This window comes from Synechococcus sp. UW86, assembly GCF_900474085.1.
Lineage (GTDB): Bacteria > Cyanobacteriota > Cyanobacteriia > PCC-6307 > Cyanobiaceae > Parasynechococcus.
Genome location: NZ_UCNU01000009.1, coordinates 46,371 through 71,859, shown reverse-complemented (window position 1 = coordinate 71,859; position 25,489 = coordinate 46,371). Strand labels below are relative to the sequence as shown.

At 66.0% G+C, this 25,489-nt stretch carries 27 protein-coding genes; 14 read left to right on the top strand and 13 right to left on the bottom strand.

The window, feature by feature from the left end; translation table 11 throughout:
* Nucleotides 1–2 precede the first annotated feature (2 nt).
* Nucleotides 3–1,643, bottom strand: a complete 1,641-nt coding sequence (locus DXY04_RS02810) for an ABC transporter ATP-binding protein (RefSeq protein ID WP_115160903.1) — start codon at nucleotides 1,641–1,643, stop codon at nucleotides 3–5.
* 20 nt (nucleotides 1,644–1,663) lie between these two features.
* Between DXY04_RS02810 and DXY04_RS02805 the strand changes: the two genes are divergently transcribed.
* Nucleotides 1,664–3,997 carry a bifunctional (p)ppGpp synthetase/guanosine-3',5'-bis(diphosphate) 3'-pyrophosphohydrolase gene (locus tag DXY04_RS02805; protein WP_115161251.1) on the top strand — a complete coding sequence of 778 codons (2,334 nt, stop codon included), beginning with the start codon at nucleotides 1,664–1,666 and terminating at the stop codon, nucleotides 3,995–3,997.
* Here DXY04_RS02805 and DXY04_RS02800 read toward each other — a convergent pair.
* Entirely contained in the window at nucleotides 3,994–4,467 is a 474-nt protein-coding gene (locus DXY04_RS02800) for a DUF2062 domain-containing protein (protein WP_170951320.1), read from the bottom strand. The two genes, DXY04_RS02805 and DXY04_RS02800, sit on opposite strands and share 4 nt — an antisense overlap.
* Before the next feature lie 54 nt (nucleotides 4,468–4,521).
* Between DXY04_RS02800 and mnmE the strand changes: the two genes are divergently transcribed.
* The 5 genes from mnmE to DXY04_RS02775 are packed head-to-tail and all read left to right on the top strand — an operon-like array spanning nucleotide 4,522 to nucleotide 10,648.
* Complete coding sequence (gene mnmE, locus DXY04_RS02795) at nucleotides 4,522–5,874, top strand: tRNA uridine-5-carboxymethylaminomethyl(34) synthesis GTPase MnmE (protein WP_115160902.1); 1,353 nt, start codon at nucleotides 4,522–4,524, stop codon at nucleotides 5,872–5,874.
* Nucleotides 5,875–5,897: 23 nt separating this feature from the next.
* On the top strand, nucleotides 5,898–6,737 hold the full coding sequence (nadC, locus tag DXY04_RS02790; protein ID WP_115160901.1) for a carboxylating nicotinate-nucleotide diphosphorylase: 840 nt from the start codon (nucleotides 5,898–5,900) through the stop codon (nucleotides 6,735–6,737).
* A gap of 43 nt (nucleotides 6,738–6,780) precedes the next feature.
* On the top strand, nucleotides 6,781–8,553 hold the full coding sequence (gene argS / locus DXY04_RS02785) for an arginine--tRNA ligase (protein WP_115160900.1): 1,773 nt from the start codon (nucleotides 6,781–6,783) through the stop codon (nucleotides 8,551–8,553).
* Nucleotides 8,550–9,668, top strand: coding sequence for a histidinol-phosphate transaminase (locus DXY04_RS02780; protein WP_115160899.1), 1,119 nt, complete (start codon nucleotides 8,550–8,552; stop codon nucleotides 9,666–9,668). Before argS ends, DXY04_RS02780 begins: the two co-directional genes overlap by 4 nt.
* Nucleotides 9,665–10,648 (top strand): asparaginase, encoded by a 984-nt coding sequence (locus tag DXY04_RS02775; protein ID WP_115160898.1) that lies wholly within the window; start codon nucleotides 9,665–9,667, stop codon nucleotides 10,646–10,648. Before DXY04_RS02780 ends, DXY04_RS02775 begins: the two co-directional genes overlap by 4 nt.
* Here DXY04_RS02775 and DXY04_RS02770 read toward each other — a convergent pair.
* The 6 genes from DXY04_RS02770 to prfB form a co-directional block, all read right to left on the bottom strand.
* Complete coding sequence (locus DXY04_RS02770) at nucleotides 10,632–11,354, bottom strand: MBL fold metallo-hydrolase (protein ID WP_115160897.1); 723 nt, start codon at nucleotides 11,352–11,354, stop codon at nucleotides 10,632–10,634. The genes DXY04_RS02775 and DXY04_RS02770 overlap by 17 nt on opposite strands.
* A 35-nt stretch (nucleotides 11,355–11,389) precedes the next feature.
* Nucleotides 11,390–11,983 (bottom strand): aminodeoxychorismate/anthranilate synthase component II, encoded by a 594-nt coding sequence (locus tag DXY04_RS02765; protein ID WP_115160896.1) that lies wholly within the window; start codon nucleotides 11,981–11,983, stop codon nucleotides 11,390–11,392.
* A gap of 14 nt (nucleotides 11,984–11,997) precedes the next feature.
* Nucleotides 11,998–12,405, bottom strand: coding sequence for a diacylglycerol kinase family protein (locus tag DXY04_RS02760; RefSeq protein WP_244272960.1), 408 nt, complete (start codon nucleotides 12,403–12,405; stop codon nucleotides 11,998–12,000).
* Nucleotides 12,406–12,509: 104 nt separating this feature from the next.
* The gene (ybeY, locus tag DXY04_RS02755) at nucleotides 12,510–13,028 is read right to left on the bottom strand and encodes an rRNA maturation RNase YbeY (protein WP_115161249.1); all 519 of its coding nucleotides are present in this window, start codon (nucleotides 13,026–13,028) and stop codon (nucleotides 12,510–12,512) included.
* Between the two features lie 2 nt (nucleotides 13,029–13,030).
* Nucleotides 13,031–13,213, bottom strand: coding sequence for a DUF3285 domain-containing protein (locus tag DXY04_RS02750; protein ID WP_006851191.1), 183 nt, complete (start codon nucleotides 13,211–13,213; stop codon nucleotides 13,031–13,033).
* Nucleotides 13,200–14,328, bottom strand: a protein-coding gene (prfB, locus tag DXY04_RS02745; protein WP_115160894.1) for a peptide chain release factor 2 whose coding sequence is annotated in 2 segments (ribosomal slippage) — nucleotides 13,200–14,252 and nucleotides 14,254–14,328 — 1,128 coding nt in all. Because the reading frame shifts where the segments join, the coding sequence is not laid out codon by codon here. Before prfB ends, DXY04_RS02750 begins: the two co-directional genes overlap by 14 nt.
* Before the next feature lie 77 nt (nucleotides 14,329–14,405).
* Between prfB and grxC the strand changes: the two genes are divergently transcribed.
* Together grxC and gshB are read left to right on the top strand one after the other, a co-directional pair.
* Entirely contained in the window at nucleotides 14,406–14,663 is a 258-nt protein-coding gene (gene grxC / locus DXY04_RS02740) for a glutaredoxin 3 (RefSeq protein ID WP_115009898.1), read from the top strand.
* A 3-nt stretch (nucleotides 14,664–14,666) separates the two neighbouring features.
* Entirely contained in the window at nucleotides 14,667–15,590 is a 924-nt protein-coding gene (gene gshB / locus DXY04_RS02735; protein ID WP_115160893.1) for a glutathione synthase, read from the top strand.
* Here gshB and DXY04_RS02730 read toward each other — a convergent pair.
* Entirely contained in the window at nucleotides 15,557–16,963 is a 1,407-nt protein-coding gene (locus DXY04_RS02730; RefSeq protein ID WP_115160892.1) for an isochorismate synthase MenF, read from the bottom strand. The genes gshB and DXY04_RS02730 overlap by 34 nt on opposite strands.
* Before the next feature lie 70 nt (nucleotides 16,964–17,033).
* Here DXY04_RS02730 and menA point away from each other — a divergent pair, with 70 nt between their 5' ends.
* The 3 genes from menA to DXY04_RS02715 are packed head-to-tail and all read left to right on the top strand — an operon-like array spanning nucleotide 17,034 to nucleotide 20,106.
* Nucleotides 17,034–17,978: a 2-carboxy-1,4-naphthoquinone phytyltransferase gene (menA, locus tag DXY04_RS02725; RefSeq protein ID WP_115160891.1), complete on the top strand. Its 945-nt coding sequence runs from the start codon at nucleotides 17,034–17,036 to the stop codon at nucleotides 17,976–17,978.
* Nucleotides 17,975–18,943, top strand: a complete 969-nt coding sequence (gene menC, locus DXY04_RS02720) for an o-succinylbenzoate synthase (protein ID WP_115160890.1) — start codon at nucleotides 17,975–17,977, stop codon at nucleotides 18,941–18,943. The genes menA and menC overlap by 4 nt, the downstream gene beginning before the upstream one ends.
* The gene (locus DXY04_RS02715) at nucleotides 18,940–20,106 is read left to right on the top strand and encodes an AMP-binding protein (RefSeq protein WP_115160889.1); all 1,167 of its coding nucleotides are present in this window, start codon (nucleotides 18,940–18,942) and stop codon (nucleotides 20,104–20,106) included. The genes menC and DXY04_RS02715 overlap by 4 nt, the downstream gene beginning before the upstream one ends.
* On the opposite strand, the gene DXY04_RS02710 is transcribed toward DXY04_RS02715, so the two are convergent.
* Nucleotides 20,077–20,526 carry a thioesterase family protein gene (locus tag DXY04_RS02710; protein ID WP_115160888.1) on the bottom strand — a complete coding sequence of 150 codons (450 nt, stop codon included), beginning with the start codon at nucleotides 20,524–20,526 and terminating at the stop codon, nucleotides 20,077–20,079. The two genes, DXY04_RS02715 and DXY04_RS02710, sit on opposite strands and share 30 nt — an antisense overlap.
* A 59-nt stretch (nucleotides 20,527–20,585) precedes the next feature.
* On the opposite strand from DXY04_RS02710, the gene DXY04_RS02705 reads away from it, so the two are divergent.
* Nucleotides 20,586–21,263, top strand: a complete 678-nt coding sequence (locus tag DXY04_RS02705; protein ID WP_115160887.1) for a hypothetical protein — start codon at nucleotides 20,586–20,588, stop codon at nucleotides 21,261–21,263.
* 4 nt (nucleotides 21,264–21,267) lie between these two features.
* Here the strand turns inward: DXY04_RS02705 and DXY04_RS02700 are convergent, their stop codons facing one another.
* Both DXY04_RS02700 and DXY04_RS02695 read right to left on the bottom strand, forming a co-directional pair.
* Nucleotides 21,268–21,630: a DUF2752 domain-containing protein gene (locus DXY04_RS02700; RefSeq protein WP_115160886.1), complete on the bottom strand. Its 363-nt coding sequence runs from the start codon at nucleotides 21,628–21,630 to the stop codon at nucleotides 21,268–21,270.
* Nucleotides 21,631–21,654: 24 nt separating this feature from the next.
* Nucleotides 21,655–22,839 carry an NAD(P)H-quinone oxidoreductase subunit H gene (locus DXY04_RS02695; RefSeq protein WP_115009907.1) on the bottom strand — a complete coding sequence of 395 codons (1,185 nt, stop codon included), beginning with the start codon at nucleotides 22,837–22,839 and terminating at the stop codon, nucleotides 21,655–21,657.
* A gap of 54 nt (nucleotides 22,840–22,893) precedes the next feature.
* Here DXY04_RS02695 and rsmH point away from each other — a divergent pair, with 54 nt between their 5' ends.
* Nucleotides 22,894–23,778, top strand: a complete 885-nt coding sequence (gene rsmH / locus DXY04_RS02690) for a 16S rRNA (cytosine(1402)-N(4))-methyltransferase RsmH (RefSeq protein ID WP_115160885.1) — start codon at nucleotides 22,894–22,896, stop codon at nucleotides 23,776–23,778.
* Here rsmH and DXY04_RS02685 read toward each other — a convergent pair.
* Nucleotides 23,775–24,947 carry a cysteine desulfurase family protein gene (locus tag DXY04_RS02685; RefSeq protein WP_115160884.1) on the bottom strand — a complete coding sequence of 391 codons (1,173 nt, stop codon included), beginning with the start codon at nucleotides 24,945–24,947 and terminating at the stop codon, nucleotides 23,775–23,777. The genes rsmH and DXY04_RS02685 overlap by 4 nt on opposite strands.
* Nucleotides 24,948–24,973: 26 nt before the next feature.
* Between DXY04_RS02685 and DXY04_RS02680 the strand changes: the two genes are divergently transcribed.
* A complete protein-coding gene (locus DXY04_RS02680; protein WP_170951319.1) occupies nucleotides 24,974–25,486 on the top strand; it encodes a hypothetical protein in 513 nt (170 codons plus the stop codon).
* The last annotated feature ends 3 nt before the right edge of the window (nucleotides 25,487–25,489 follow it).

Below are 25,489 nucleotides of genomic sequence, written 5' to 3'. Positions count from 1 at the left end.
GCTTAACGGGGCAGCCTTGGGCAGGCCTCCACCAGGGTGCGGCTGATCGGAGCCTGAGGTGCGCTGAAGATCCGGTCCCCTGGCCCTTCTTCCACCACTTTCCCCTTGTCCAGCACCATCACCCGGTGGCAAAAACCACTGGCCACCGAGAGGTCGTGGGTGATGAACACGATCGCCAGGCCCAGCTCCTGCTGCAGCTCCCGCAGTAGCGCCAGCACATCCGCCTGCACTTCGGCATCGAGCATGCTGACGCTCTCATCGCAAATCAGCACCTTGGGTTTCAACGCCAGGGCGCGGGCGATGGCCACCCGCTGCTGCTGGCCGCCGGAGAGCTGCTTGGGTAGGCGGTGTTGAAACTGCTCAGCCGGGCTGAGGCCGACCCGCTCCAGCAGGCGGCGTGCTTCCTCCCGGGCTGTCGCTTTCGAGCAGAGGCCATGGATCAGCAAGGGATCGGCGATGGCATCGGCCACCTGCAGGGCGGGATTCAGGCAGGCCAGAGGGTCCTGAAACACCATCTGGAGGGCCCGGCGGGCTGTCCGCAGCGCCTCAAAACGCAGGCTTAGCAGGTCCTGGCCCAGCAGGTCCACCCGGCCGCCACGGATGGGATTGAGCCCCATCAAGGCCCGGCAGAGGGTGCTTTTCCCGCAGCCGGAGGCCCCCACCACCCCCAGGCTTTCCCCAGCCCTGAGCTCGAAACTCACCCCATCCACTGCCTTCAGCCAGAGGGGTGCCCAAGGTGCGCCCCCCACGGCATGCCAGCAGCGCATCTCCTCCACCCGCAGCACGCTGCCGTTGTCGGGACGTGCCGGTGAGCGTCCCCCTTCCCGGGCCTGGGCGGAGGCCACCAGCCGTTGCCCCACCGGCGACTGCGGCCGGGTGAGCAGCTGGTGGCTGGGGCCGTCCTCCACCTTGCGTCCGCCGTCGAGCATGGCCATGCGCTCGCACCAGCGGGCGGCCATGGCCAGGTCGTGGCTGATCAGCAGCAGGGCACTGCCTAGTTCCTGGCAGAGGCCGCTGAGTTCCGCCATCACCTGCCCGGCCACCGCCACATCCAGGCTGGTGGTGGGTTCATCGGCGATCAGCAGCGGTGGTTCCAGGGCAATCGCCAGAGCAATGGCCAGGCGCTGGCGCATGCCACCACTGAGCTCATGGGGGTAGGCGCGGAAGCGGTTGGCGCCAATGCCTACCCGGTCCAGCAGTTCTCGGGCCCGTTCCTGGTGGGCCGCGGCACTGATTTGAGGTCGGTGGGCCCTGAGGGTGTCGATCAGATGGCCGCCCACGCTCATCAGTGGATTCATCCGCGTCATCGGGTCCTGGAACACCAGACCCACGGCCTCACCCCGCAGCTGCCGCAACTGTGGTCGCCTGAGCTGGCGTGGATCCTTGCCGTTCAAGGCCAGCCGTCCTTCACAGACCGTTCCCTGCGGCAACAGCTGCATCACGGCCCGCGCCACCGTGCTTTTGCCGCAGCCCGAGGATCCCACCAAGGCCAGGGTCTCTCCTGGCTCGAGGCTCAAATTCAGCCCATCAAGCGTCCAGGAGTTGCTGCCGGGATAGCGCAACCGCAGCTGTTCGAATTCCAGAACAGGCCGGCCCATGAACAGTGCTGCGGGAGCGACAGGGGGTCCTGCACTGAATACCATGGATTGACCCGATGGGTCGGATGCTCAACGCTGCCTCCACACCCAAAGAGCCCCGAACCAGCACGGGTTCGGCCACTGCGGGCTGCGCGTTACCCGAAGTGAGGCGTCATCCCGTCCGTCATCCGGACGATTACGGCATTGCTCTGCCGGACTGGTTGCGGGAGTGCATCTCCAATGTGCCGCCCGGTATTGGCCAGAGCTGCCCCACCGATTCCGAAGCGCTGCTGGTGTCGGCCTTTGATTTTGGCTTCCAGCTCCACGAAGGCCAGTTCAGGGCCAGTGGAGACCCCTACATCGTCCATCCGGTGGCGGTGGCTGATCTGTTGCGGGATATCGGCGCCAGCGCCCCGGTGATCGCCGCAGGGTTCCTCCACGACGTGGTCGAAGACACCGACGTCACCCCCGATCAGATCGAGCTGCACTTCGGTTCCGAGGTGCGTGAACTAGTGGAGGGGGTCACCAAGCTCGGCGGCATCCACTTCAACGACCGCACGGAAGCGCAGGCGGAAAATCTGCGCCGGATGTTCCTGGCGATGGCCAGCGACATCCGTGTGGTGTTGGTGAAGCTGGCCGACCGCTTGCACAACATGCGCACCCTAGGTGCGTTGAAGGAGGAGAAGCGTCAGCGGATCGCCCGCGAAACCCGTGAGATCTATGCCCCCCTGGCCAACCGCCTCGGCATCGGTCGCTTCAAGTGGGAGCTGGAGGATCTGGCCTTCAAATTGCTGGAACCGGAGGCCTTCCGGGAGATTCAGGAGGAGGTGGCCACCAAACGCAGTGAACGGGAGCAACGGCTCGGCGTCACGGTGGGGCTGCTGAATGAGCGGCTGGAACGGGCCGGCCTAGAGCACTGCGAGGTGAGTGGTCGCCCCAAACATCTGTTCGGCATCTGGAGCAAGATGCAGCGCCAGCAGAAGGAGTTCCACGAGATCTACGACGTGGCGGCGTTGCGGATCCTCACCCCCAATGTCGAGAGCTGCTACCGCGCTCTCGCGGTGGTTCACGACACCTTCCGCCCGATTCCCGGTCGCTTCAAGGACTACATCGGGTTGCCGAAGCCCAACGGCTACCAATCCCTGCACACAGCGGTGATCGGTCGGCATCGCCCGATCGAAGTGCAGATCCGCACGCTTGAGATGCACCATGTGGCCGAATTCGGAATTGCGGCCCACTGGAAATACAAGGAAGGTGGCTCACCGGCCAGCAGCAGCAGTGATGCGGAGCGGTTCAACTGGCTGCGTCAGCTGGTGGATTGGCAGCAGGAAGGCGGCAACGACGACCACAACGACTACCTCTCCTCGATCAAGGAAGACCTCTTCGACAAAGAGGTGTTTGTGTTCACCCCGAAGGGTGATGTGCTCGGGTTGCGCAAGGGCGCAACCGCCGTCGATTTCGCCTATCGCATCCACTCCGAGGTGGGCAACCACTGCCATGGCGTTCGCATCAACGATCGGCTGTGTCCGCTGGCGACGCCGCTGCAGAACGGTGATTTCGTTCAGGTGCTCACCAGCAAAACGGCCCATCCCAGCCTCGATTGGCTGAACTTCGTCGCCACGCCGACGGCGCGCAATCGCATTCGCCAGTGGTACAAGCGCAGCCACCGTGACGAAACGATTGAACGGGGCAAGGATCTGCTGGAGCGGGAGCTGGGGCGTGATGGCTTCGATGCCCTGCTCAACAGTGAGGCGATGCAGCGGGTGGCGCAGCGCTGCAATGTGCCCACCACCGAAGACCTGCTGGCCTCACTGGGATTTGGAGACGTCACGCTGCAGCAGGCGCTCAACCGTTTGCGGGAGGAGATGCGTCTGTTGGCGGAACAGCAGCAGGCCCCACCCAGCAACGAAGACGTGGCTGCGGCGCTGCTGCCATCGCGGGATCCGGCGCCGGACCGTTCCGGAGGTGAAGGGGCGATCCTTGGGCTGGAGGGCTTGGACTACCGCCTCGGTGGCTGTTGTAGTCCGCTGCCGGGTGAGTTGATCGTGGGCACGGTGGCCCTCGGCAACCACGGCATCACCATTCACCGGCAGGACTGCTCCAATGTGGAGATGATCCCGCGGGAACGTCGCCTTCCCGTGCGCTGGAACACCACCCACGCCGAACAGGAGAAACAGCGCTTCCCGGTGCAGCTGCGGATCGAAGTGATCGATCGCGTCGGCATCCTCAAAGACATCCTGCTGCGTCTCTCCGATGGGGCCATCAACGTCAGTGATGCGCGGGTGACCACTGCCGCTGGCAAGCCGGCCCGCATTGATCTGCGGGTTGAGCTGGAGGGTGCCGATCAGCTCAGCCGCACCATGGACCAGATCCGCTCGATGGCGGATGTGATCGGGATTGCCCGGGTGGGCACGAGCTAGCTGCCTCGGCTCACGACGGCACGGGCTTCACGCTGCAGAAACAGGCGGTGGGCCATCCAGCCGCTGGCGATGGCCAGCACCATTCCCACAACGGTGGAGCCGAGCAGGATGCGCTGGCTGAACTCCCATCCCTGGGCCCAAAGGCTGCTGCGATCCAGCTCCGAAAGGTTGATCCCGCCTTGGCCAGGGCCCAGCAGCTGACAGCCCACCAGATAGTTGAACCAATAGAGGGGCAGATAGGTGAGGGGATTGCTTACCAGGGTTCCTGCAGCGGCGAGCAGGTGATTGCCACGCACCACGCTGGCCACACCCACGCTGAGGAAGATCTGCAGCCCGAAGAAGGGGTAGCAGCCGCAGAACACGCCAGCGGCCAGGCCACGGGCCCGTTGGCCTGGGGTGCCTTCCTGTCTCCACAACCAGAGGACCCCGCGGCGCATCCGGATGCGACTGAGGCGCAGCAACCGGCGCATGAACCCAGCAGAAATCGGCCGGATCCTAGGTATGGATCACCAGCGGCGAATGCTGTGCCCAGCACCGACACGATTGCGGCCGTGGCCACCGCCGTGGCCCCAGGGCAGGGCGGGATCGCCGTGATTCGTCTCTCCGGGCCGGCTGCGGAAGCGACGGGGCGCAGCGTGGTGCACTGCCCGGGCCGACAGGAGTGGGGATCGCACCGGGTGGTGTACGGCCATGTGATCGATGGCGAGGGCCGCCGTCTCGATGAGGTGCTGCTGCTGTTGATGCGCGGCCCTCGCAGCTTCACCGGTGAGGACGTGGTGGAGATCCACTGCCATGGCGGAGTGATCGCCGTGCAGCGGGTGCTCGAACAGGTGCTGCGGCAGCCGGGAGTGCGGCGGGCCCAGCCGGGCGAGTTCAGCCAGCGGGCCGTGCTCAACGGCCGGCTCGATCTCACCCGCGCCGAGGCGGTGAGTGAGCTGGTGGCGGCCCGCAGCCGCCGAGCGGCCGAGTTGGCGATGGCAGGCCTCGATGGCGGCATTCAGGCCCAGATCACGGCGCTGCGGGAACGGCTGCTCGATCAGCTCACGGAGTTGGAGGCTCGGGTGGATTTCGAGGAGGACCTGCCGCCCCTCGATGGCGAGGCCCTGCTGCAGCAGCTGCAAGCCGTGCGGCTTGAGCTTCAGCAGTTGGTGCGCGATGGCGAGCGGGGCGATGCCCTGCGCCAGGGCCTGCGGGTCGCCCTGGTAGGTCGCCCCAACGTGGGAAAAAGTTCTCTGCTCAATCGGCTCAGCCGCCGCGAGCGGGCGATCGTGACCGATCTGCCGGGCACCACTAGAGATCTGCTGGAGAGCGAGATCGTGCTGGAAGGGGTGCCGATCACCCTGCTCGACACCGCCGGCATCCGCAGCACTGATGACGCGGTGGAGCAGCTGGGGATTGCCCGCAGCGAGGAAGCTCTGGCCACAGCGGATGTGGTGCTGTTGGTGCTCGACCGCCATGCGGGCTGGACCGCTGAAGACGCCGCCTTGCTGGCGCGCATCCCCGCGCAGATCCCCAGGATCCTGGTGGCCAACAAGGCGGATCTCCCATCGGGGGCCTTCCCCCAGTCGGTGGATGTTCAGCTGTCGGCCTTGGAGGGCACGGGGGAGGCCGACCTGGTGCAGGCTCTGCTGGAGCGTTGCGGGGCTGCTGGAACCGACGGCATGTTGGTGGCGCTGAACCAACGCCAACGCGATCTGGCTGCCCGAGCCGCCGAAGCCCTGGCCCGCAGCCAGGAGGTGGCGGCCCAGCAGCTGCCGTGGGACTTCTGGACCATCGACCTGCGGGAGGCGATCCGCGCGCTGGGGGAGATCACCGGGGAAGAGCTCACCGAAGCGGTGCTGGATCGGGTGTTTTCGCGCTTCTGCATCGGAAAATAGGTTCAGCGGACGTTTGAAACGGTTTGGACTGGCAATCCCCGGCACTCACCGCTGCCTTGGAGGCCTGGCTGGCGGAAGACATCGGCCGCGGTGATCTGACGGCGGCTGCCTTGCAGGGCCAGCAGGGTCAGGCCCATTGGGTCGCCAAACAGCCGGGCCGGTTCTGCGGTGGTCCGTTGGTGCAGCGCCTGTTCCAGCGTCTGGATCCCGGGGTGAGCGTTCGCCTGCTGCGGCAGGACGGCGACGCCGTTGAGGTCGGGGACTGCCTGCTGGAGCTGCAGGGGCCGGCCAAGGCTTTGGTGGCTGGGGAACGCACCGCCTTGAACTTGGCCATGCGCCTCTCGGGCATTGCCACCGCCACCGCTGCATTGGTGGCCCAGCTTGAGGGCACCGGTGTGCGGCTTGCTGATACCCGCAAGACCACGCCTGGGCTTCGTCTGCTGGAGAAATACGCGGTGCGTTGCGGCGGCGGCATCAACCACCGCATGGGGCTGGATGACGCGGCCATGCTCAAGGAGAACCACATCGCTTGGGCGGGGGGCATCACAGCGGCCATCACGGCCGTCCGTGAGCAGGCCCCCTGGCCCACGGCCGTGATTGTGGAAGCGGAGACGGAGGCCCAGGCATTGGAGGCGGTGCAGGCGGGCGCCAATGGGGTGCTGCTGGATGAATTCAGCCCTGCGCAGCTCACCCAGCTGGTGCCGCGCCTGCGGGACTGCAGCACCGGTGTGGTGGTGCTGGAGGCTTCGGGCATTCAGCCGGAGCAGTTGCAGGCCTACGCCGCCACGGGCATAGATCTGATCTCGACCAGCGCGCCGGTCACCCGCAGCCGCTGGTTGGACCTGAGCATGCGTTTCACCTGAAGAGGGATGATCAGAGCCGGATTCCCCCGGCCACGCACTGCCCATGCTCAGCCTGTCCCAGTCCCTGGATGCCCAGCTGCGGGCGGCGATGCAACGGGCCTTCCCGGAGGCCGATGCGGGGCTGGACCCCCAGTTGGCTCCCGCCAGCAAGCTGGAATTCGGCGACTTCCAGGCCAACGGTGCACTGCCACTGGCCAAGCCCCTGAAGCAGGCTCCTCGGCAGATTGCCACGGCGATCGTGGAGCAGCTGCAGGCCGATCCCGCCTTCACAGACCTGTGCCTGGAGCCCCAGATCGCCGGGCCTGGCTTCATCAACCTCACGATTCGCCCGGAGCGGTTGGCGGCGGAGGTGTCGGCACGGCTGGGGGACGAGCGGCTCGGCGTGCCGGCGGTCAGCAACGCGGCGCCGGTGGTGGTGGACTTTTCCAGCCCCAACATCGCCAAGGAGATGCATGTGGGGCATCTGCGCTCCACGATCATTGGCGACTCGTTGGCGCGGGTGCTGGAGTTCCGCGGCCATCCGGTGCTGCGCCTCAATCACGTGGGCGACTGGGGCACCCAGTTCGGCATGTTGATTACCCATCTCAAGCAGGTGGCGCCGGAAGCCCTGGACACCGCCGATGCGGTGGATCTGGGAGACCTGGTGGCCTTCTACCGCGAGGCCAAGAAGCGCTTCGATGACGATGAAGCCTTCCAGTCCACCTCCCGCGATGAGGTGGTGAAGCTGCAGGGGGGCGATCCGGTGTCGCTCAAGGCCTGGGGCCTGCTCTGCGATCAGTCGCGGCGTGAATTCCAGAAGATCTACGACCGGCTCGACATCCGCCTCAGCGAACGCGGCGAGTCGTTTTACAACCCCTTTCTGCCGGAGGTACTTGATGGTCTGAAGGCCGCTGAGCTGCTGGTCACCGATGACGGTGCCCAGTGCGTGTTCCTTGAGGGCGTGCAGGGCAAGGACGGCAAGCCCCTGCCGGTGATCGTGCAGAAGAGCGACGGCGGCTTCAACTACGCCACCACTGATCTGGCGGCGATCCGCTACCGCTTTGGAGCGGCTCCTGAAGGGGATGGTGCCCGCCGCGTGGTGTACGTCACCGATGCCGGCCAGGCGAACCATTTCGCCGGGGTGTTTCAGGTGGCGGAACGGGCTGGCTGGATCCCGGACGGCGCCCGCCTCGAACACGTGCCCTTTGGCCTGGTGCAGGGGGAAGACGGCAAGAAGCTCAAGACCCGCGCCGGCGACACCGTGCGTCTGCGGGACCTGCTCGATGAAGCTGTCGAGCGCGCCGAAACCGACCTGCGCTCACGCCTGAAGGAGGAGGAACGCAGCGAGTCGGAGGAGTTCATCCAGCACGTGGCGGGCACCGTGGGTTTGGCGGCGGTGAAATACGCCGACCTCAGCCAGAACCGGATCACCAACTACCAGTTCTCCTTCGATCGGATGCTGGCGCTGCAGGGCAACACGGCGCCCTATCTGCTCTATGCCGTGGTGCGCATCGCCGGCATCGCTCGCAAGGGGGGTGACCTGGACGTGGCGACAGCCCAGCTGACCTTCACTGAGCCCCAGGAGTGGGCCCTGGTGCGGGAGCTGCTCAAGTTCGATGCCGTGATCGCTGAGGTGGAGGAGGAGCTGCTGCCCAACCGGTTGTGCAGCTACCTGTTCGAGCTCAGCCAGGTGTTCAACCGCTTCTACGACCAGGTGCCGGTGCTCAAGGCCGATCCTGAAGCCCTGGCATCCCGCCTCGCCCTCTGCCGTTTGACGGCCGACACCCTCAGACTGGGGCTCGGACTGCTGGGCATCGCCACCCTGGACCGCATGTGAGCGACAACACTCAACCGTTCACAGCCGGTGGTGCTCCGACAGCCCGCTCTGCCGTCGAGCAGCTCAAGGCTTACAGCGCGCCGTTGGAGGGCCGCCGCCAGATGCTGCGGCTGGATTTCAACGAGAACACGATTGGCCCCAGCCCCCTGGTGGCCCAGGCCCTGCGCAACTTCAGCACTGAAGAGATTGCCGTGTACCCGGAGTACGACGGCCTGCGGGACGCGGTGCTCCAGAACCTGGTGGAAACCGGCTGCCGGCCGGGATTGAAGCCTGATCAGGTGGGCCTGTTCAACGGCGTGGATGCCGCCATCCATGCGGTGTTTCAGGCCTATGGCGATGCCGGTGAGACCTTGCTCACCACAGCGCCCACATTTGGCTACTACAGCCCCTGCGCCGGCATGCAGGGCATGATGATCGAGGCGATCCCCTACGAGGGCGAGACGTTCGACTTCCCCTTGGCGGCCATTCAGGAGGCATTGGTGGCCCGCGCACCGCGGTTGCTGTTGATCTGCAACCCCAACAATCCCACCGGCACGCGCTTGGCGGCAGACGAGGTGATTGCTTTGGCGGCCTCAGCCCCGGGCACCTTGGTGGTGGTGGATGAGCTCTACGAGGCTTTCACCGGAGACAGCGTGCTGCCCAGCGCTGATTTCACGGCCACACCAAACCTGCTGGTGTTCCGCTCTTTGGCCAAGACGGCCGGGTTGGCGGGTCTGCGCATTGGCTTTGCCATCGGCCATGCCGATGTGGTGGATCGGGTGAGCCGTGTCACCGGCCCCTACGACGTCAACAGCGTCGCCGTGGCCGCGGCGTTCGCTGCTTTGGTGGATCAGTCGTATGTGGATGCCTATGTGGCCGAGGTGTTGCGGGCTCGCGACTGGACCCTGCAGGCGCTGCGGGACGCTGGCGTGAAGCATCACTGCGATGGCGGCAACTATCTGCTGATCTGGCCCCAGCGCCCCGTTGATGCCGTGGATGCGGCGTTGCGCGAGGCGGGAATCCTGGTGCGTTCGATGGCGGGCAAGCCCCTGATTGATGGTTGTTTTCGGGTGAGCATCGGCACCACTAGCCAGATGCAGCGCTTCATGGAGGCGTTCCTCCCCCTGGAGCAATGAACCGCCTGCTGCTGCTGGCCACCGGCGGCACCATCGCCGGCTGTGCGGAGAACAGTGCAACGCTGAACGATTACACCGCGGGCGTGCTGGGGGGTGATGCCCTGCTGGCGGCGGTGCCGCAGCTGCAGGAGCTGGCAGCGATCGATGTGGAGCAGGTGGCCAATGTCGACAGTGCCGACCTGCTGTTTGCCTATTGGCGTGCGCTGGTGGGGCGCATTCGTGCTGCCTTTGCGGCAGACCCTGAGCTGGCTGGGGTGGTGATCACCCATGGCACCAACACGCTGGAGGAATCCGCCTGGTTGCTGCAGCTGTTGATCGACGATCCTCGGCCGGTGGTGCTGGTGGGGGCGATGCGGCCGGCAACGGCCCTCAGTGCCGATGGCCCCCTCAATTTGTTGCAGGCGGTACAGGTGGCCTTGAGCAGCGAAGCGCGCGGCCACGGCGCGTTGGTGGTGATGGATGGCCAGATCCATGCCGCCGAGCGGGTCACCAAGCTGGCCACCCAGGGGGTGGGGGCATTCGCCAGTCCCGCGGGCGGGCCCTTGGGCTGGGTGGATGATGTTGGCGTTCATCTGCCCATGGCGAATGGACCCCGGCAGGTGCCCTTCGCGGATCTCGCTTTGCCGGTGCAATGGCCCCAGGTGCCGATCGTTTATGGCTGTGTGGAGCCTGAGCCGCTCCTGCTCAGTGCCTGTCTCAACGCCGGTGTTGCCGGCTTGGTGTTCACCGGCACGGGCGCCGGCCAGTTGTCGGCGGCTGAGCGTTCGGCGCTTGAGGCTTGGCCCGGGAAGCGGCCATTGATGCTGCGGTCCAACCGCTGCGGATCTGGACCCGTACATCGCGATTCCGAGGATGAACGGCTCGGGCTCCTTCCCGCGGGCAGTCTCAACCCCCAGAAAGCCAGGGTGTTGTTGCTGTTGGTTGTGCTAGCCGGCTGGGACAGAGATCAGCTGGATGCGCTGATCACTGCATCACCGTGATCACGGTGGTGTCGTCGAGCTTGCCCGGCAGGGTTTGCGACCGGCCCACCCGGCGCACGGCGGTCCCACCCATGGCATCGAGGAAGGGCTGCAGATCCTCTTGATCACAGCCTTCCGGCGCGTCGCCGGTGACGTACTGCACTGGGATGACGTGCTTGGGGTTCAACTGATTCACCACCGTCGCAGCTTCTTCGGCGGTGTAGATCTTGCTGCCACCGCCGACGCCGATGATCAGGACATCGGGGTTGCCGAGCAGCACGCGGTCAGCAGCCGTGAGCTCTCCAGCGGTGGCACCGAGGTGGGCAAAGCTGAGGCCCCCCTGCTGCCAGCGCCACAGGGTGGCGTTGCCAAAGCGGCGTCCGCCCACGCGGTCGTGGGGATTGGCAAAGCCCTCAAGGCTCAGGCCGCCGATGCGATAAGACCCGGGCTGGGCGAGAAAGCGGCCGCCGGCCACGTCGCGGGCCCCTTCATCGGCGAGTTCGGAATTGGCCAGAACAACGCCGGCCGTCAGCCGAGGTTCAGGGAGCCCCGCAGCACAACCCACGGCCTTGTAAGGGTTGAGCAGAATCGATTGCCCGCCTCCCTGGATCAGCAGGGACCGCTGCCCATAGCTGCTGATCGACACTCCACCACCCGCCAAGGCCGGAGACGTGAGGCTGAGTGCCAGGCCTGCAGCGGCGGTCACGGCGGAACGCAGGACGGACATGGGAGGGGTTGAACGTGTTTCGGACGCTAACAGCGTTATCCCTCGGCTTCCCGCAGGAAATTGGCCAGTAGTTGGTGGCCTTGATCGGTGAGCACGCTTTCGGGGTGGAACTGCACCCCCTGCAGGTGCTGATGCTCCCGGTGTCGCAGACCCATGATCGTGCCGTCCTCGAGCCAGGCGGTCACCTCGAGGCAGTCCGGCAGGGTGTCGCGTTCGGCGATCAGGGAGTGGTAGCGGGTGGCCGTGAGCGGTTGGGGCAGTCCCGCGAACACGCCGTCGCCCCTGTGCAGGACGGGTGAGGTTTTGCCGTGCATCTGCTGCTGGGCGCGCACCACCCGGCCGCCGTACACCTGGGCGATGGCCTGATGGCCCAGGCACACCCCCAGGGTGGGCACCGTTGCGGAAAGCTCTTTGAGGATGTCGAGGCAGACGCCCGATTGATCCGGGTCGCCAGGGCCTGGAGAGAGCAGGATCGCGTCGGGCTTCAGGGCACGGATCTTCTCGAGGCTGATGGCGTCGTTGCGATGCACCTGCAGATCGGCTGCCACCGGATGCTGAGCGGCGAGCTCACCGAAGTACTGCACCAGGTTGAAGGTGAAGCTGTCGTAGTTGTCGATGACCAGCAGCATCTGCGAATCGGGAGTCAGAGCCCCAGGCGGAGCAGGAGCGGCGGAAGCAGGAGAAACAGAGCAATCAGCAAGGAGCTGATGGCAGCCGTCAGCACGGCGGCGGCGGCACAGTCTTTGGCGATGCGGGCCAAGGGGTGATAGCGCCGGCCAATGGCCAGATCCACCACCGCTTCCATCGCTGTGTTCAGTAGCTCCAACACCAGAACGGCAGCCACCGTAAGCACCAACACGGCCAGGCGGATCAGATCCAGTTGCAGCCAGGTGGCCAGGCCAAACACCACCAGCCCCGTCACCACATGGATGCGGAAGTTGCGCTGGGTGAGGAAGGCGTAGCCAAGGCCCTGGGCCGCGTAGCGAAAACTCGAGGGCAGATCACCGGCGATGCGCCAGCTGCCCCGTCGTCGCATGGCATTGGGCACCATGGCCACTTCCTCTGAAGCTGCGTCTGCGGAGGGTGTCCGGGGCGATTCAGTGGTCATCGGAACGGAACTCAGACTCCGCAGGCCACACGCCCGCTTTTCGAAGATTACCCGGGTTGTCCAGGCCACCCATCCCCAAGAAGCCTCTCCTGCAGGGCCAGCATTGCGGCAAGGCTGTCGTCATCGGGATGGTCCCAGCCCAGCAGGTGCAGCAGGCCATGGCTCACCAGCCAGCGCAATTCCCGCTGCAGGCTGTGCCCCTGCTCCTGGGCCTGCCGCCGGGCGGTCTCCAGGGAGACGACGATGTCCCCCAGTTCGATGCTGGGGCCTTCCATCCAGTCGCCGGCGTCGTCAAGGGCGGCAAAGGACAACACATCCGTGGGGCCTGTTTTCTGGCGCCAGGCGCTGTTCAAATCCGCGATGGTGGCGTCATCGGTGAAGCGCAGCCCCAGGCTGATCTCCTCCGCTGCACGCACCAAGCTTGGGCAGTCGAGGCTTGCATCCCCGCAGATGCCGTTGAGCCAGTGCTCCAGCTGCTGGAGCCAGGCCGTTTCATCGAGCAGATCGCTGCTGTCGGAGGGTTGCAGCGTCACCCCCTCCCGATCCAGTGCGAGGTCGAGCTCCATGCCTAGCCTGGCAGCGTCGGCCGCCCCAGCCAAGCCACAAGGGTGATGAAGCCGAGGAAGCCCATGGCGGTGAGGCCGAAGTGAAACAGGCTCTTGCTGCCTTTGCGCACCATGTTGCGCATGGCCTGTTTGACGAAGCTCGGCGGTGGGGTGCTCTCGCTGGCCATGGGATCAGGAATCGGCATCGGCGCCGGGGCTGTCGACACCCTGGCGCAAAGAGGCGTCGATGAAGGGGTCGAGGGCCCCATCCATCACCGCTTGCACATCGTTGGTTTCTTCATTGGTGCGCAGGTCTTTCACCATTTGGTATGGCTGAAAAACGTAGTTGCGGATCTGGTTGCCCCAGGCCGCTTCAACGATGTCGCCGCGGATGTCGGCGATTTCGGCCGCCCGTTGCTCCTGGGCGATCACCAGCAGCTTGGCCATCAGCAACGCCATCGCTTTCTCCTTGTTCTGGAGCTGGGAGCGCTCCTGGGTGCAGCGCACAAACAGCCCGGTTGGGATGTGCAGGATGCGCACAGCCGTTTCCACCTTGTTCACGTTCTGGCCACCCGCGCCGCCCGAGCGGCTGGTGGTGATCTCCAGGTCCTTTTCAGGAATATCGAGCTTGACCTCCTCTTCGATCTTGGGCATCACCTCCACACCGGCAAAGCTGGTCTGGCGCTTGTCATTGGCGTTGAACGGTGAGATGCGCACCAGGCGATGGGTGCCCTTTTCGTTGCGCAGGTAGCCGTAGGCGTAGCGCCCTTCGATCTCGATCGTGCAGCTCTTGATCCCGGCTTCCTCCCCTTCGGAGAGTTCATCCACGGTCACCTTCATGCCGTGGTCTTCCGCCCAGCGGGTGTACATGCGCAGCAGCATCTGGGCCCAGTCCTGGGCGTCTGTTCCGCCGGCCCCCGCATTGATGCTGAGCACGGCACCCTCTTTGTCGTATTCGCCGCTGAGCAGGCGCTCCAGTTCCCAGCGGTCCAGCCCCTGGCGCAGCTGGTTCAGCCCGTTCTGAGCTTCCTGCAGCAGGTCCTCATCGGGTTCCAGTTCGTAGAGCTCAAGGGTGGCCTGGGCGTCCTCGACCGCACCGCGCCATCCGGCCAGCTGAAACAGCTGGGCCTTCACCTCATCCAGACGCCGCATCTGCTTCTGGGCGTTCTGCTGGTCATCCCAGAAATCGGGCTGGGCCGCGAGTTGTTCGAGATCCTGTTGCCTGGCGTTCAGTGCAGGAACGTCAAAGACAGTCCTGGGCATTGCCCAGGCGGTCAGTGAGCTCGGAGAGATCGCGTTTGAAGTCGGTGAGATCCAGCAAGGACTCGGTCCTGATCAGCCTCTGACGCTATCAGCGCAGTAGCTGCATAGGATCCGACCACTGGCATCACCAACGCAATGGCCAAGGTTGAGATCTACACCTGGCAAACCTGCCCGTTCTGCGTCCGCGCCAAGGGGCTCCTGGATCGCAAAGGGGTGAGCTACACCGAACACAGCGTGGATGGGGATGAGCCTGCCCGGGATGCCATGGCGGCTCGGGGCGATGGTCGCCGCAGTGTTCCGCAGGTGTACATCGATGATCGCCACATCGGTGGTTGTGACGACCTCCATGCCCTGGATCGCGCCGGTGAGCTCGATGCGCTGCTGAAGGCCTGATCGATGCGCCAGCTGTTCGTTCTGGATCCGCTGGGGCAGATCAATCCAGCCAAGGATTCCTCTGCTGCGCTGATGCAGGCCGCCCATCGCGCCGGCGATGAGGTGTGGGCCTGCACGCCCTCCGATCTGATTGCACGGGGCGATGAACCCCTCGCGATTGCCCTGCCGGTGACGCCGGAGCCCTGGATCACGGTTGGGGTGGCTGAACGTCAGGCGCTGGCTGGGTTTGACGTGATCTGGATGCGAAAGGACCCGCCGGTGGATGAGGCGTATCTGTACGCCACCCATTTGCTGGAGGTGGCGGAGCGGGCTGGGGTGCGGGTGCTCAATCGCCCCAGTGCGCTGCGCAGCTGGAACGAAAAGCTGGGGGCCCTGCGTTTCAGCCGTTGGATGGCTCCCACGCTGGTGGCGGGGCGGGTGTCTGAACTGCTTTTGTTTGCCCAGGAGCAGCAGGAGATCGTGCTCAAACCCCTGGGGGGTCGTGCCGGCCTGGGGGTGATTCGGGTCAACGGCCAGGCGCCTGGCTTGAAGGCTCTGCTGGAGCTGGTGACGGAGCAGGAACGCCTGCCGGTGATGGCCCAGGCCTTTCTGCCGTCCGTGAGCGAGGGTGACAAGCGCATCCTGCTGGTGGACGGCGATCCCCTGGGGGCGATCAACCGTCGCCCGTCAGCCGGAGAATTCCGCAGCAATCTGGCCGTGGGTGGCCAGGCGGAAGCCACGGAACTCACCGAGCGGGAACGTCAGATCTGTTCTGCCCTGGCCCCGGCGCTGCGGGCGGAGGGGTTGTTCTTCGTGGGCATCGATGTGATCGGCGGCATGCTCAGCGAAATCAACGTCACCAGCCCCACCGGGGTGCGGGAAGTGGAGCGACTGATGAACCAGCCGTTGGCTGATCAGACGATCGAGCGGTTGCGCGCGCTGGTCTGAAGTTCCAGCTGGTCCGCCAGCACGGCCAGCTTCAGCCCCACTTCCTGCAGCTCCCGCTCGGCAACGGACCCTCGCACCAGGCCGGCTCCGGCGGTGAGGTCCAGCTCGCAGCCGCGGGCGTGACCGCAGCGGATCGCCACCCGCAGTTCCGCATCTCCGGCGCTGTCGATCCAGCCAATCGGCGCTGCGTAACTGCCCCGTTCAAACGGTTCCAGGGTGCGCAACCAGGCCATCGCGTCGCGTCGCGGCAACCCGGCAACGGCAGGGGTGGGGTGCAGCTGTTCAGCCAGTGCGAGCACGGGCTGACCCTGGGTTTCCGCCGTGATCGGGGTGTGCAGGTGGGTGAGGTTGCCGTGGCGGGCCAGTTGGGGCTGGCGGCGACGCCGGGGCGTTAAGCCATTGAGGCGCAGTTGATCAGTGATGGTTTCCACCACCAATTCATGTTCGCGGCGGTCTTTATCGGAGCGCAGCAGCTGGGGCCCGGAATCTCCTTGCCCCGCCGTGCCGGCCAGGGCATCACTGCGCAGCCAACCGGCGCGCAGGCTGAGCAGCCGTTCCGGTGACGCACCGAAAAAGGCATCGCCGGTGTGACGCTGCCAGAGGAAACGGCAGCTGCCGGCCTGCCGCCGCCGCAGCCGCTTCAACAGCGGCAAGGGGTCGAAGGTGTCGGCCAGAACAATGCGGTGTTGCACTGCCAGCACGAGTTTGTGCAGCTCGCCGCCGTTGACCAGATCAATGCCGCGGGTGAGGGCTGCGGCGTAGCGCTGCCGCCAGGCTTCCGGTTCCGTTGCCGCTACTAGCGCCTGGGGCTTGAGGGGAGGTGGCGTCGTTGGTGTCTTGAGCAGCTGTTCATGCTTGAGCCAGAGCTGTTCCGCCAGCTCGCGGCAGTCCGCTGCACTGCTCACGACCCCATTCAGCCGCAGCCAGCCGCGGCGTCCCTGACGGCTGAGTTGCCAGCGGGGTAGCACGGCCTGCACCGATGGCACCACCGCTTCACTGCGGCGGCGCTCACTCACCTGATCAAAGAAGCGGAAGCGCAGCAGCACCCGAGGCCGCGCATGGGCTGGGCTGTCCGCTGCCGTGTCGTGCAGCCGGCTCAGGCAGAGGTCGGCGAAGCGCTGGGCCTGCTCAAAGCGACGGCTGCCGGCCAGCTCCAGTTCCTGGCAGGGCCCGGCGGCAGCCAGGCAGAGGCCCGGCGCGCTGTCCCACAGCACCTGCAGGCTTTCGTGCTCCGCCAGCTGCGGCAAGGCCAGAAGCGGGTCGATCCCTTCGATCGGCAGGGCCAGGCTGAGCAGCGCTTCATCGCCGTCACAGGCCACCCATCCCCGCTGGGCAGCGGAGATGAGGGTGCTGAAACAACAATCAGCCGACATCCGCGGCGTTTCCGGCCAGGGTTACTGTTCAAATGTATGGGTCTTCGCCCTGCGGGAACGGGTCCTGTCCATGTCTGAGCCGCAGGCTGTCGCATCCCGTTACGCCGATCGGCGCCGTTTGTGGAAGGCAGCGATCAAGTGGCCGATGTATTCCGTCGCCGTGATGCCTGTTCTGCTGGCGGCTGGATGGCAGTTCGGGGTGGCGGGCTCCCTGCGCTGGCTGCAGTTGGGGGGCTTTGTGCTGGCGGCCATCCTGCTGTTGCTTTGGGAAAACCTCAGCAACGATGTTTTTGATGCGGCCACGGGTGTGGATGCCACCGGCAAGCCCCATTCCGTGGTGAACCTCACCGGCCGCCGGGACCGTGTCGCCCAGGGGGCGACTGCTGCGCTGGTGCTGGGCTTACTGGTGATGGCCGGGTTGGCCTGGAACAGCAGCGGGGCTCTGCTGGCCCTGGTGTTGGTCTGCTGCGGCCTGGGTTACGTGTACCAGGGCCCTCCGTTCCGCCTGGGCTACCGCGGCCTGGGTGAGCCCCTGTGCTGGCTGGCCTTTGGACCGTTTGCCACCGCAGCGGCCCTCGTGGTGCTGCAGCCCCGGGGGGCAGGATCGATCCCTTGGGGCATGGCCTGGATTTTGGGGGCAGGTCCTGCCCTGGCGACCACCCTGGTGTTGTTCTGCTCCCACTTCCATCAGGTGGAGGAGGACGCCGCCCATGGCAAACGCTCGCCGGTGGTGCGTCTGGGCACGGCCCGGGCGGCAGCCTTGGTGCCCTGGTTTGTGGCCTTGACGCTGGCGTTTGAGTGGGTGCCCGTGCTGCACGGGGACTGGCCTCCGACGGTGTTGTTGAGCGCTCTCGGCCTTCCTGCCGGTGTGCAGCTGATGCGTCTGCTCCAGCGCCACCACGACAGGCCGGAGCTGATCAGCGGCAGCAAGTTTCTGGCCCTGCGCTTCCAGGGCTGGAATGGTCTGGGGCTGAGTGCGGGCTTGGCTCTGGCGCGCGTCTGGACGGGCGGATGACGCTCCGGCTGCAGCGTCGCCGCTTCCGCTTTGCCCTGCTGCAGCCGCTGCGCACGGCAGCCGGCGAGCTGCGGGAGCGTTGTGGCTGGTTGCTGCGGTTGGATGATGCTCAGGGGGCCGTGGGCTGGGGCGAAGTGGCTCCGCTGCAGCCGCAGCAGTTCATGGCCTGCGAGCAGGCTCTCGCAGCGCTGCCGGACGAGCTTCCTGAGGCTCAGCTGGAGGCTGTGTTGCGGGAGGCCCCGGGGCCGGTGGGTTTTGGCCTTGGGGCGGCCTTGGCGGAGCTGCAGGGTGTGGTGGGTGCTGCTGCACCCCAGGGCTGGCTGAAGGCTCCTGCCCCGGCGCTGTTGCTGCCGGCTGGCGAGGCGATGCTTTCGGCCCTGGAGGTTGCTGCGGCATCGATGGGTGGCCTGGAGAGCTGCACCTTCAAGTGGAAGGTGGCCACGGCGCCGGATGGCCTGGAGCGTCAGCTGCTCGAGCAGCTGCTCCAGCGGCTGCCGCCCACGGCCCGGCTGCGTCTGGATGCCAACGGCGGCTGGGATCGCAGCACGGCTGAGGCCTGGATGCAGCGGTTGCGCGATGACCCGCGCCTGGACTGGTTGGAGCAGCCGCTGGCGGTGGAGGATCCAGCCGGCTTGGATCAGTTGGCGGCGCTGGGGCCGGTAGCCCTCGATGAATCCCTCCACCAGCATCCCGAGCTGCGCAGCAGCTGGAGCGGCTGGCAGGTGCGTCGGCCAGCGCTGGAGGGCGATCCCCGCCTGCTGTTGCGGGAGCTGCAGGCGGGGCTGCCCCAACGGATGCTGAGCACGGCGTTTGAAACCGGCATCGGTCGACGCTGGCTGGAGCATCTGGCCGGTCTTCAGGCACAGGGCCCCACGCCGGCAGCACCGGGCCTGGCCCCCGGCTGGACGCCAGCGGGGCCGATGTTTTCCAATGATCCAGAGCAGGTCTGGGCTGCGGCGGCATGAGCGAGCTCGAGCGGCTGGAGCAGGGGCTGGCGGCAGGGCAGTGGGTGCCCCTCTCGCCTGAGGCGGACGCGGCCGCCATGGCTCAATTGCCTCCGGGCCCGGGGGTGCTGGTCCGCAGTGGTGGCAGCAGTGGCGGCAGTCGTTGCTGCGCCCAACCATCGCTGCATCTGGACCGTTCGGCCGCCGCCACCGCCCATTGGTTGACGGGCATCGGTGTGGACCCTGCCTCCACCCTGCTGCTCAATCCTCTGCCGCTGGCCCATGTGAGTGGTCTGATGCCCTGGTGGCGCAGCCGCTGCTGGGGCGCGGGGCATCAGTCGCTGGCGCCGGGGTTGATGAAAACCCCCACCGAACTGCTCGCGTTCTCTCAGGGCTTGCCCGCTTGGGGCAAGAACCCTGCCGTGCTGTCGTTGGTGCCTACGCAGCTGGCGCGCCTGCTGGCCCATCCCGATGGGGTGGCCTTTCTGCAGCGGCTGCAGTTGATCTGGATCGGTGGCGCTGCCCTCCCGGCGCCGTTGGCGGATCAGGCGCGTGCCTTGCAGCTGCCGCTGGCGCCCTGTTACGGGTCGACGGAGACGGCGGCGATGGTGGCGGCGCTCACGCCGGACCGCTTTTTGGCCGGCGAGCCCGGGTGTGGGGACCCGCTGGTGGATGTGGAGCTGCGGCTGGCTGCTGATGGGGCGCTTGAGGTGCGCACTGATCGGTTGGCGCTTGGTTGTTGGAGGGCGGATCAGCCGGATCGGTGGGAATCGCTCGGGGATGGCGATGGCTGGTGGCGCTCCGGGGATCAGGCCGCGTTGACCCCAAGCCTTCAGATTGCCGGGCGCATCGATGGAGCCATCCACTCCGGGGGGGAAACCGTATTCCCCGAGCAGCTGGAGCAGCGCTTGATGGCGGCGCTGCAGGCGGCATCGCTCCCGGTGAGTGCCGTGCTGCTTCTTGCTGTGGATGATCCGGAGTGGGGCCAGCGGCTGGTGGCCCTGGTGGGTAGTTCTGATGCTGCGGTGCTGCAGCGGCTTGAGGCCCTCACTCGGCCTTGGCCGCCTGCGGAGACGCCACGGCGTTGGGTGTTGTGCCCCGACCTGGCCCCCTCCGCGCTGGGGAAATGGCAGCGTCAGCGCTGGCGAGAGTGGTTAGAGCGGTTGGATGCGGCCGAGGCTTGATGCTTCCAGCCAACGGTCCACGCCATCGGGCAGGGCACAGCGGCGCCGGGTTTGGGCGTCGATGGCCACATGACGCAGGCAGCCTTGGGCCACCAGCTGCTCCTCCAGCAGCACTTGGCTGTTCACCGCAAAACTGCTGGGATCGAGCCGTTCCGGTTCCAGGCGGATCAGCAGCTTGTCACCCACCTGCACCGGGGCGCGGAAATCGGCATGGCAGTGCACGATCGGCAAGGCCACGCTCGGTTGCTCCCCGCGGCCGCCAGGGAAGACTGAACCCGCCGGCAGGCCAAAGCATTCCAGGCTTTCCTCCCAGGCCTGGTGGCACCAGCCCAGCAGCTGCTGGAAGTGCATCACACCGGCGGCGTCGGTGTCGCTGAAGCGCACGGTTCGGCTCAGCTCCAGCCAGGGGGCAGAGGTCATGGCGATGTGTTGTTCAAGCCGGTGCCGACTGTCACCCTGACAGAAATCCCGCCCGAACCATGGCCGCGCCGATCGCCTTCGAGCCTCCGTCCATTCAGAAGGCCTGGCAGGCCTTCCTGCAGCACATCCCTGTGGTGCTGGTGAGCTGGGTGGGCTCGATCGTGCTGTCGCTGCTGGCTGTTCTGGCCTATGGCCTGATCATCGTTGCTGTGTCGTCAATCATCGGCAGCAGCGATGCGGCATTGGGGCTCGGAGCGGTGCTCGCCCAATTGGTTCAGTTGCCTTTCTCCATCCTCGCCAGCCTGTTGTCGGTGCTGTTGGTGGCCGTTCCTGCCCTCTATTACGAGCGCGGTGAGGTGGTGACGATTTCAACGGCCGCTCAGCTGCTCACCGGCCGTTGGTGGCGTTATGTGCTGGCGGGGCTGTTCTTTTCGCTGGTCACCGCCATCGGCTTTCTGCTTTGCATCCTTCCCGGGATTGCCGTGGCGTTGGTGACGCCGGTGTTCGTGAATCGCATCTTCGTCACCGACATGGGCATCGGTGAAGCCTTCTCCCGGTCGTTTCAGGTGGTGTATCGCTCGGAAAACGGCTTGAGCTTCGTTGGGCTTGAGGTTTTGACGGGCATCGTTGTGGGGCTGCTGGCCCTGGCGACCTGCGGTCTGGGGGGCTTTGTGGTGATTCCCATGGCCAGCTTCTTCCTTCAGAACGTCGCCTATCAGAGCGGACTGTTGCGCTGATCGCTCAGCCGCTGGGCCAGCTGTTGGTGCTCAGGCGCAGCAGCCAGTAGCTGATCAACCCTCCAGCCACCAACGGCAGGGGCCAGAGGGGAAGACCTCTGGGGATGAGACGCCGTTGCTGGAGCGCCAGCACACTCCAGAACACCATCCCAAGGGCGGCAATGGGGCCAAACAGATGCCATTGCAGCGATCCGCCCAGATCACCGGTGAGTGCTGTGCTTGTTGCTCGGGTCAGAAAGCAGGTGGGGCAGGGCACGCCGGTGAGGGCGCGAAGCGGGCAGCTGAGGCCGGGTATCCCTGGATGCAAGCCCTTCAGCCATAACGCACCGGTCACGGTTGCGGGCAGCAGATAGCCCGCGCGTTGCAACCGCCGCAGAAACCGGTTCAGAGATCAGCGATCCACCGATCCCATGATCACGTCGATGGAACCGAGGATGGCCATGATGTCGGCCACCTTGTGTCCCTTGAGGATGTGGGGAAGGATCTGCAGGTTGTTGCTGTCGGCAGCACGGATCTTGAAGCGCCAGGGGGTGACGTCGTTGTTGCCCTGGATGAACACGCCGATCTCACCCTTGCCTGATTCCAGCCGGGTGTAGAGCTCGCCGTTGGGGATCTTGAAGGTGGGCGCCACCTTCTTGGCCACGTACTGGAAGTCGAAACCAGCGGCGTCGCTGCCCTTGCCTTCATTGAGGCGCTTGGCCTCGAGGTTTTCGGTGGGTCCGCCCGGGATCATGTCGCAGGCCTGGCGCAGGATCTTGAGCGACTGGCGCATTTCTTCGATGCGCACGCGATAGCGGGCGTAGCAGTCGCCTTCCTTCTCCCAGGCCACCTGCCAGTCGAAGTCGTCGTAGCACTCGTAGTGATCCACCTTGCGGAGATCCCAGGGCACGCCGGAAGCGCGCAGCATCGGTCCGGAGAGGCTCCAGTTGATGGCGTCCTCCTTTTCGATCGTTCCCAACCCTTCAATCCGGCGCCGGAAAATCGGGTTGTTGGTGATCAGCTTTTCGTATTCGTCGATCTTGGGGCCGAACCAGTCACAGAAATCACGGCATTTCTCCAGCCATCCCCAGGGCAGATCAGCGGCGACGCCGCCGATGCGGAAATAGTTGTTGTTGATCAGCCGCTGGCCGGTGGCGGCTTCCCAGAGGTCATAGATCATCTCCCGCTCGCGGAAGATGTAGAAGAACGGGGTCTGGGCCCCCACGTCTGCCAGGAAGGGTCCAAGCCAGAGCAGGTGGTTGGCGATGCGGTTGAGTTCCAGCATCAGCACCCGGATGTAGCTCGCCCGCTTGGGCACCGGGATGTTCGCCAGTTTTTCCGGGGCGTTCACCACGATCGCCTCGTAGAACATCCCCGCCGCATAGTCCATGCGGCTCACGTAGGGCACGAACATCACGTTCGTGCGGTTCTCGGCGATCTTCTCCATGCCGCGATGGAGGTAACCGATCACCGGTTCGCAGTCGACCACATCCTCACCATCAAGGGTGACCACGAGCCGCAGCACCCCGTGCATGGAGGGGTGGTGGGGCCCGAAGTTCACCACCATGGGCTCCGTGCGCGTTTCCAGCTGCGTCATGGGAGCGGTGGTCCGATCGATGAGTAGATCTTAAGGAGTCTTCGCCTGTGGCTTGTGCCCCCCTTCAGCCATGTGCCCGTGCTGGCCGATGCGGTGCTGGATGCGGCCCGGCAGATCCCCCGTCCGGATGGCCTGTTGATCGACGCCACCCTTGGGGGCGGCGGCCACAGCGCCCTGTTGCTGGAACAGCATCCCGGCCTGCGCCTGATCGGACTGGACCAGGACGCCACGGCCCGGGCCGCGGCGGCGGAGCGTCTGGCCGCTTTTGGTGATCGCGTCTCGATCGTGGCCACCAACTTTGCCGACTATGTGCCGCCCGAGCCCGCCGTGATGGTGCTGGCGGATCTGGGGGTGAGCAGCCCGCAGCTGGATGTGGCGGAGCGGGGCTTCAGTTTTCGCCTGGATGGTCCCCTGGACATGCGGATGAATGCCGGCGGCGAGGGGGAGACCGCGGCTGAGCTGATTGATCGCCTGGAGGAGAACGAGCTTGCGGATCTGATCTATGGCTATGGGGAGGAGCGGCTCTCCCGTCGTATCGCCCGGCGCATCAAAGCGGACCTCAAGGACAAGGGCTCCTATGAGGGCACCGCGGCCTTGGCCTACTCCGTGGCCGGTTGTTATCCCCCCAAGGCGCGGCGGGGACGGATTCATCCCGCCACCCGCACCTTCCAGGCCCTGCGGATTGCGGTGAACGATGAGCTGGGGGTGCTCGATCGCCTGTTGCAGCAAGCTCCCGACTGGCTCGAGCCCGAGGGGCTTGTGGGAATCATCAGCTTCCATTCCCTGGAAGACCGCCGCGTCAAGACCGCCTTCCTGCGCGATGAGCGCTTGCAACGGATCACCCGCAAGCCTGTGGTGGCCACCGAGCAGGAGGAGGAGGCCAACCCCCGCAGCCGCAGTGCCAAATGGCGTGTGGCCCAGCGTGTGGCCCCTGTTTAGCGACCGCTGAGGAACCCGGTGGCAGTTGCGGCGTCGGTGATCGCTGTGATGGCCTGATCCACGTCGCCGGCTGTGGTCTCACGCCCCAGGCTGAGCCGAAGGGAGGCTTCGGCCTCTGCCCGCGAGCGGCCGATCGCCTGGAGCACGTGGGACGGGGCACCGTTGCTGCAGGCGGAGCCGCTGCTGCAGGCCAGGTGCGGGCGCAGGGCCCGGTGCAAGCGGCTGCCGTTCACCCCGGGCAGGCTGATGTTGAGGTTGTGGGGCAGGCGCGGCTGCAGGGCCCCATTGAGTAGAACGCCGGGGAGGCGCTGCTGCAGGCTCTCCCACAGCTGATTGCGCAGGTGCTGTAGATGGCTGTTGCGCTGCTCCTGCTCCTGCAGCGCAAGGCGGGCGGCGGCGGCAAAGCCCACGATCAAGGCGGTGGGTAGGGTGCCGGCCCGGAGCCCGGCTTCCTGGCCGCCTCCCCACTGCAGCGGTTCGATCGCGATGCCCTCCCGCAGCACCAGGGCGCCGATGCCCTTGGGCCCGTAGAGCTTGTGGGCACTGAGGCTGAGCAGGTCAACCCCCAAGGCATCAGGGTTCAGCGGCAGCGTCCCGAAGGCCTGAGCTCCATCGCTGTGCAGGGTGATGCCATGGCGGCGGCAAACCGCTCCCAGTTGCTCGAGCGGCTGGAGCACGCCGATTTCGTTGTTGGCCGCCATCACGCTCACCAGCCGGGTTTCGGGGGTGATCGCCGCCTCCAGCTGCTCAGGGCGGATCAGTCCATCGGGGCCTGGGGTCAGCAGGGTGACGCTGAAGCCTTCCCGTTGCAGTTGCTGGAGCGGATCGAGCACGGCGTGGTGTTCGGTAGCCACGCTGATCAGATGGCCGCTTCCCAGGGCGCGGGCATGGCCCAGCAGCGCCAGGTTGTTGGCTTCCGTGGCACCGCTTGTGAACACCAACCGTTCCGGCTTCACCTCCAACGCCTCCGCCAGCTGGCGCCGCGCCAGCTTCACCGCGGCAGAGGCGCTGAGGCCGAGCCGATGCTGGCGGCTGGAGGGATTGCCCCAGTCCGCACTCCAGAACGGCGCCATCGCCTCCACCACCTCAGCCGCACAGGGGGTGGTGGCCTGGAAATCAAAGGCGAGAGCGGAGCCGCTCAGGACGATGCAGGCAGATGTTGCGATCATGGTGCTGCATTGCGAACGGCACTGGCATGGGTCTGCGATTGCCAATGGCTCTGCTGGGCCTGGGCGGGCTGGTGTGCCTGCAACCCGCCAGTGGCTTCGATCGTCAGCAGGTGCTGGAGCAGATGCGGCAATCGCGGCCAGCCGATCTCAAGGTGCTGATCGAACGCCCTGCTCCCGTCGGCACCCTGTCGATCGGCATCTATGCGGTGAAACCAGCCTCGTCCAATCCCGACACCCGCAGCTACAGCCTGTGGGAGGAGTCGGCGTCGGATCTCAACGTCTACGTGGAGAGCGTCAATTGCTCCCCAGAGAAGCCCTTGCGGGTGAAACGCACGCCGTCGACCGTTTACGTGCGCACCCTCAACCCCGGCGGTCCGATCACGGACGTGAACCGGGAGGATCACCTGGTGTGGTGGGCGGCCTGTGTGCCGGAGGTGGCGGGAACCGACCCTGCCACGTTGCGTCAGAAGGCCCTGGATCTGGGCTTTTCCACCCTGATACCCGAACAGCAGGAGCAGTTACCCGCACTGGCCCGTTGAGCG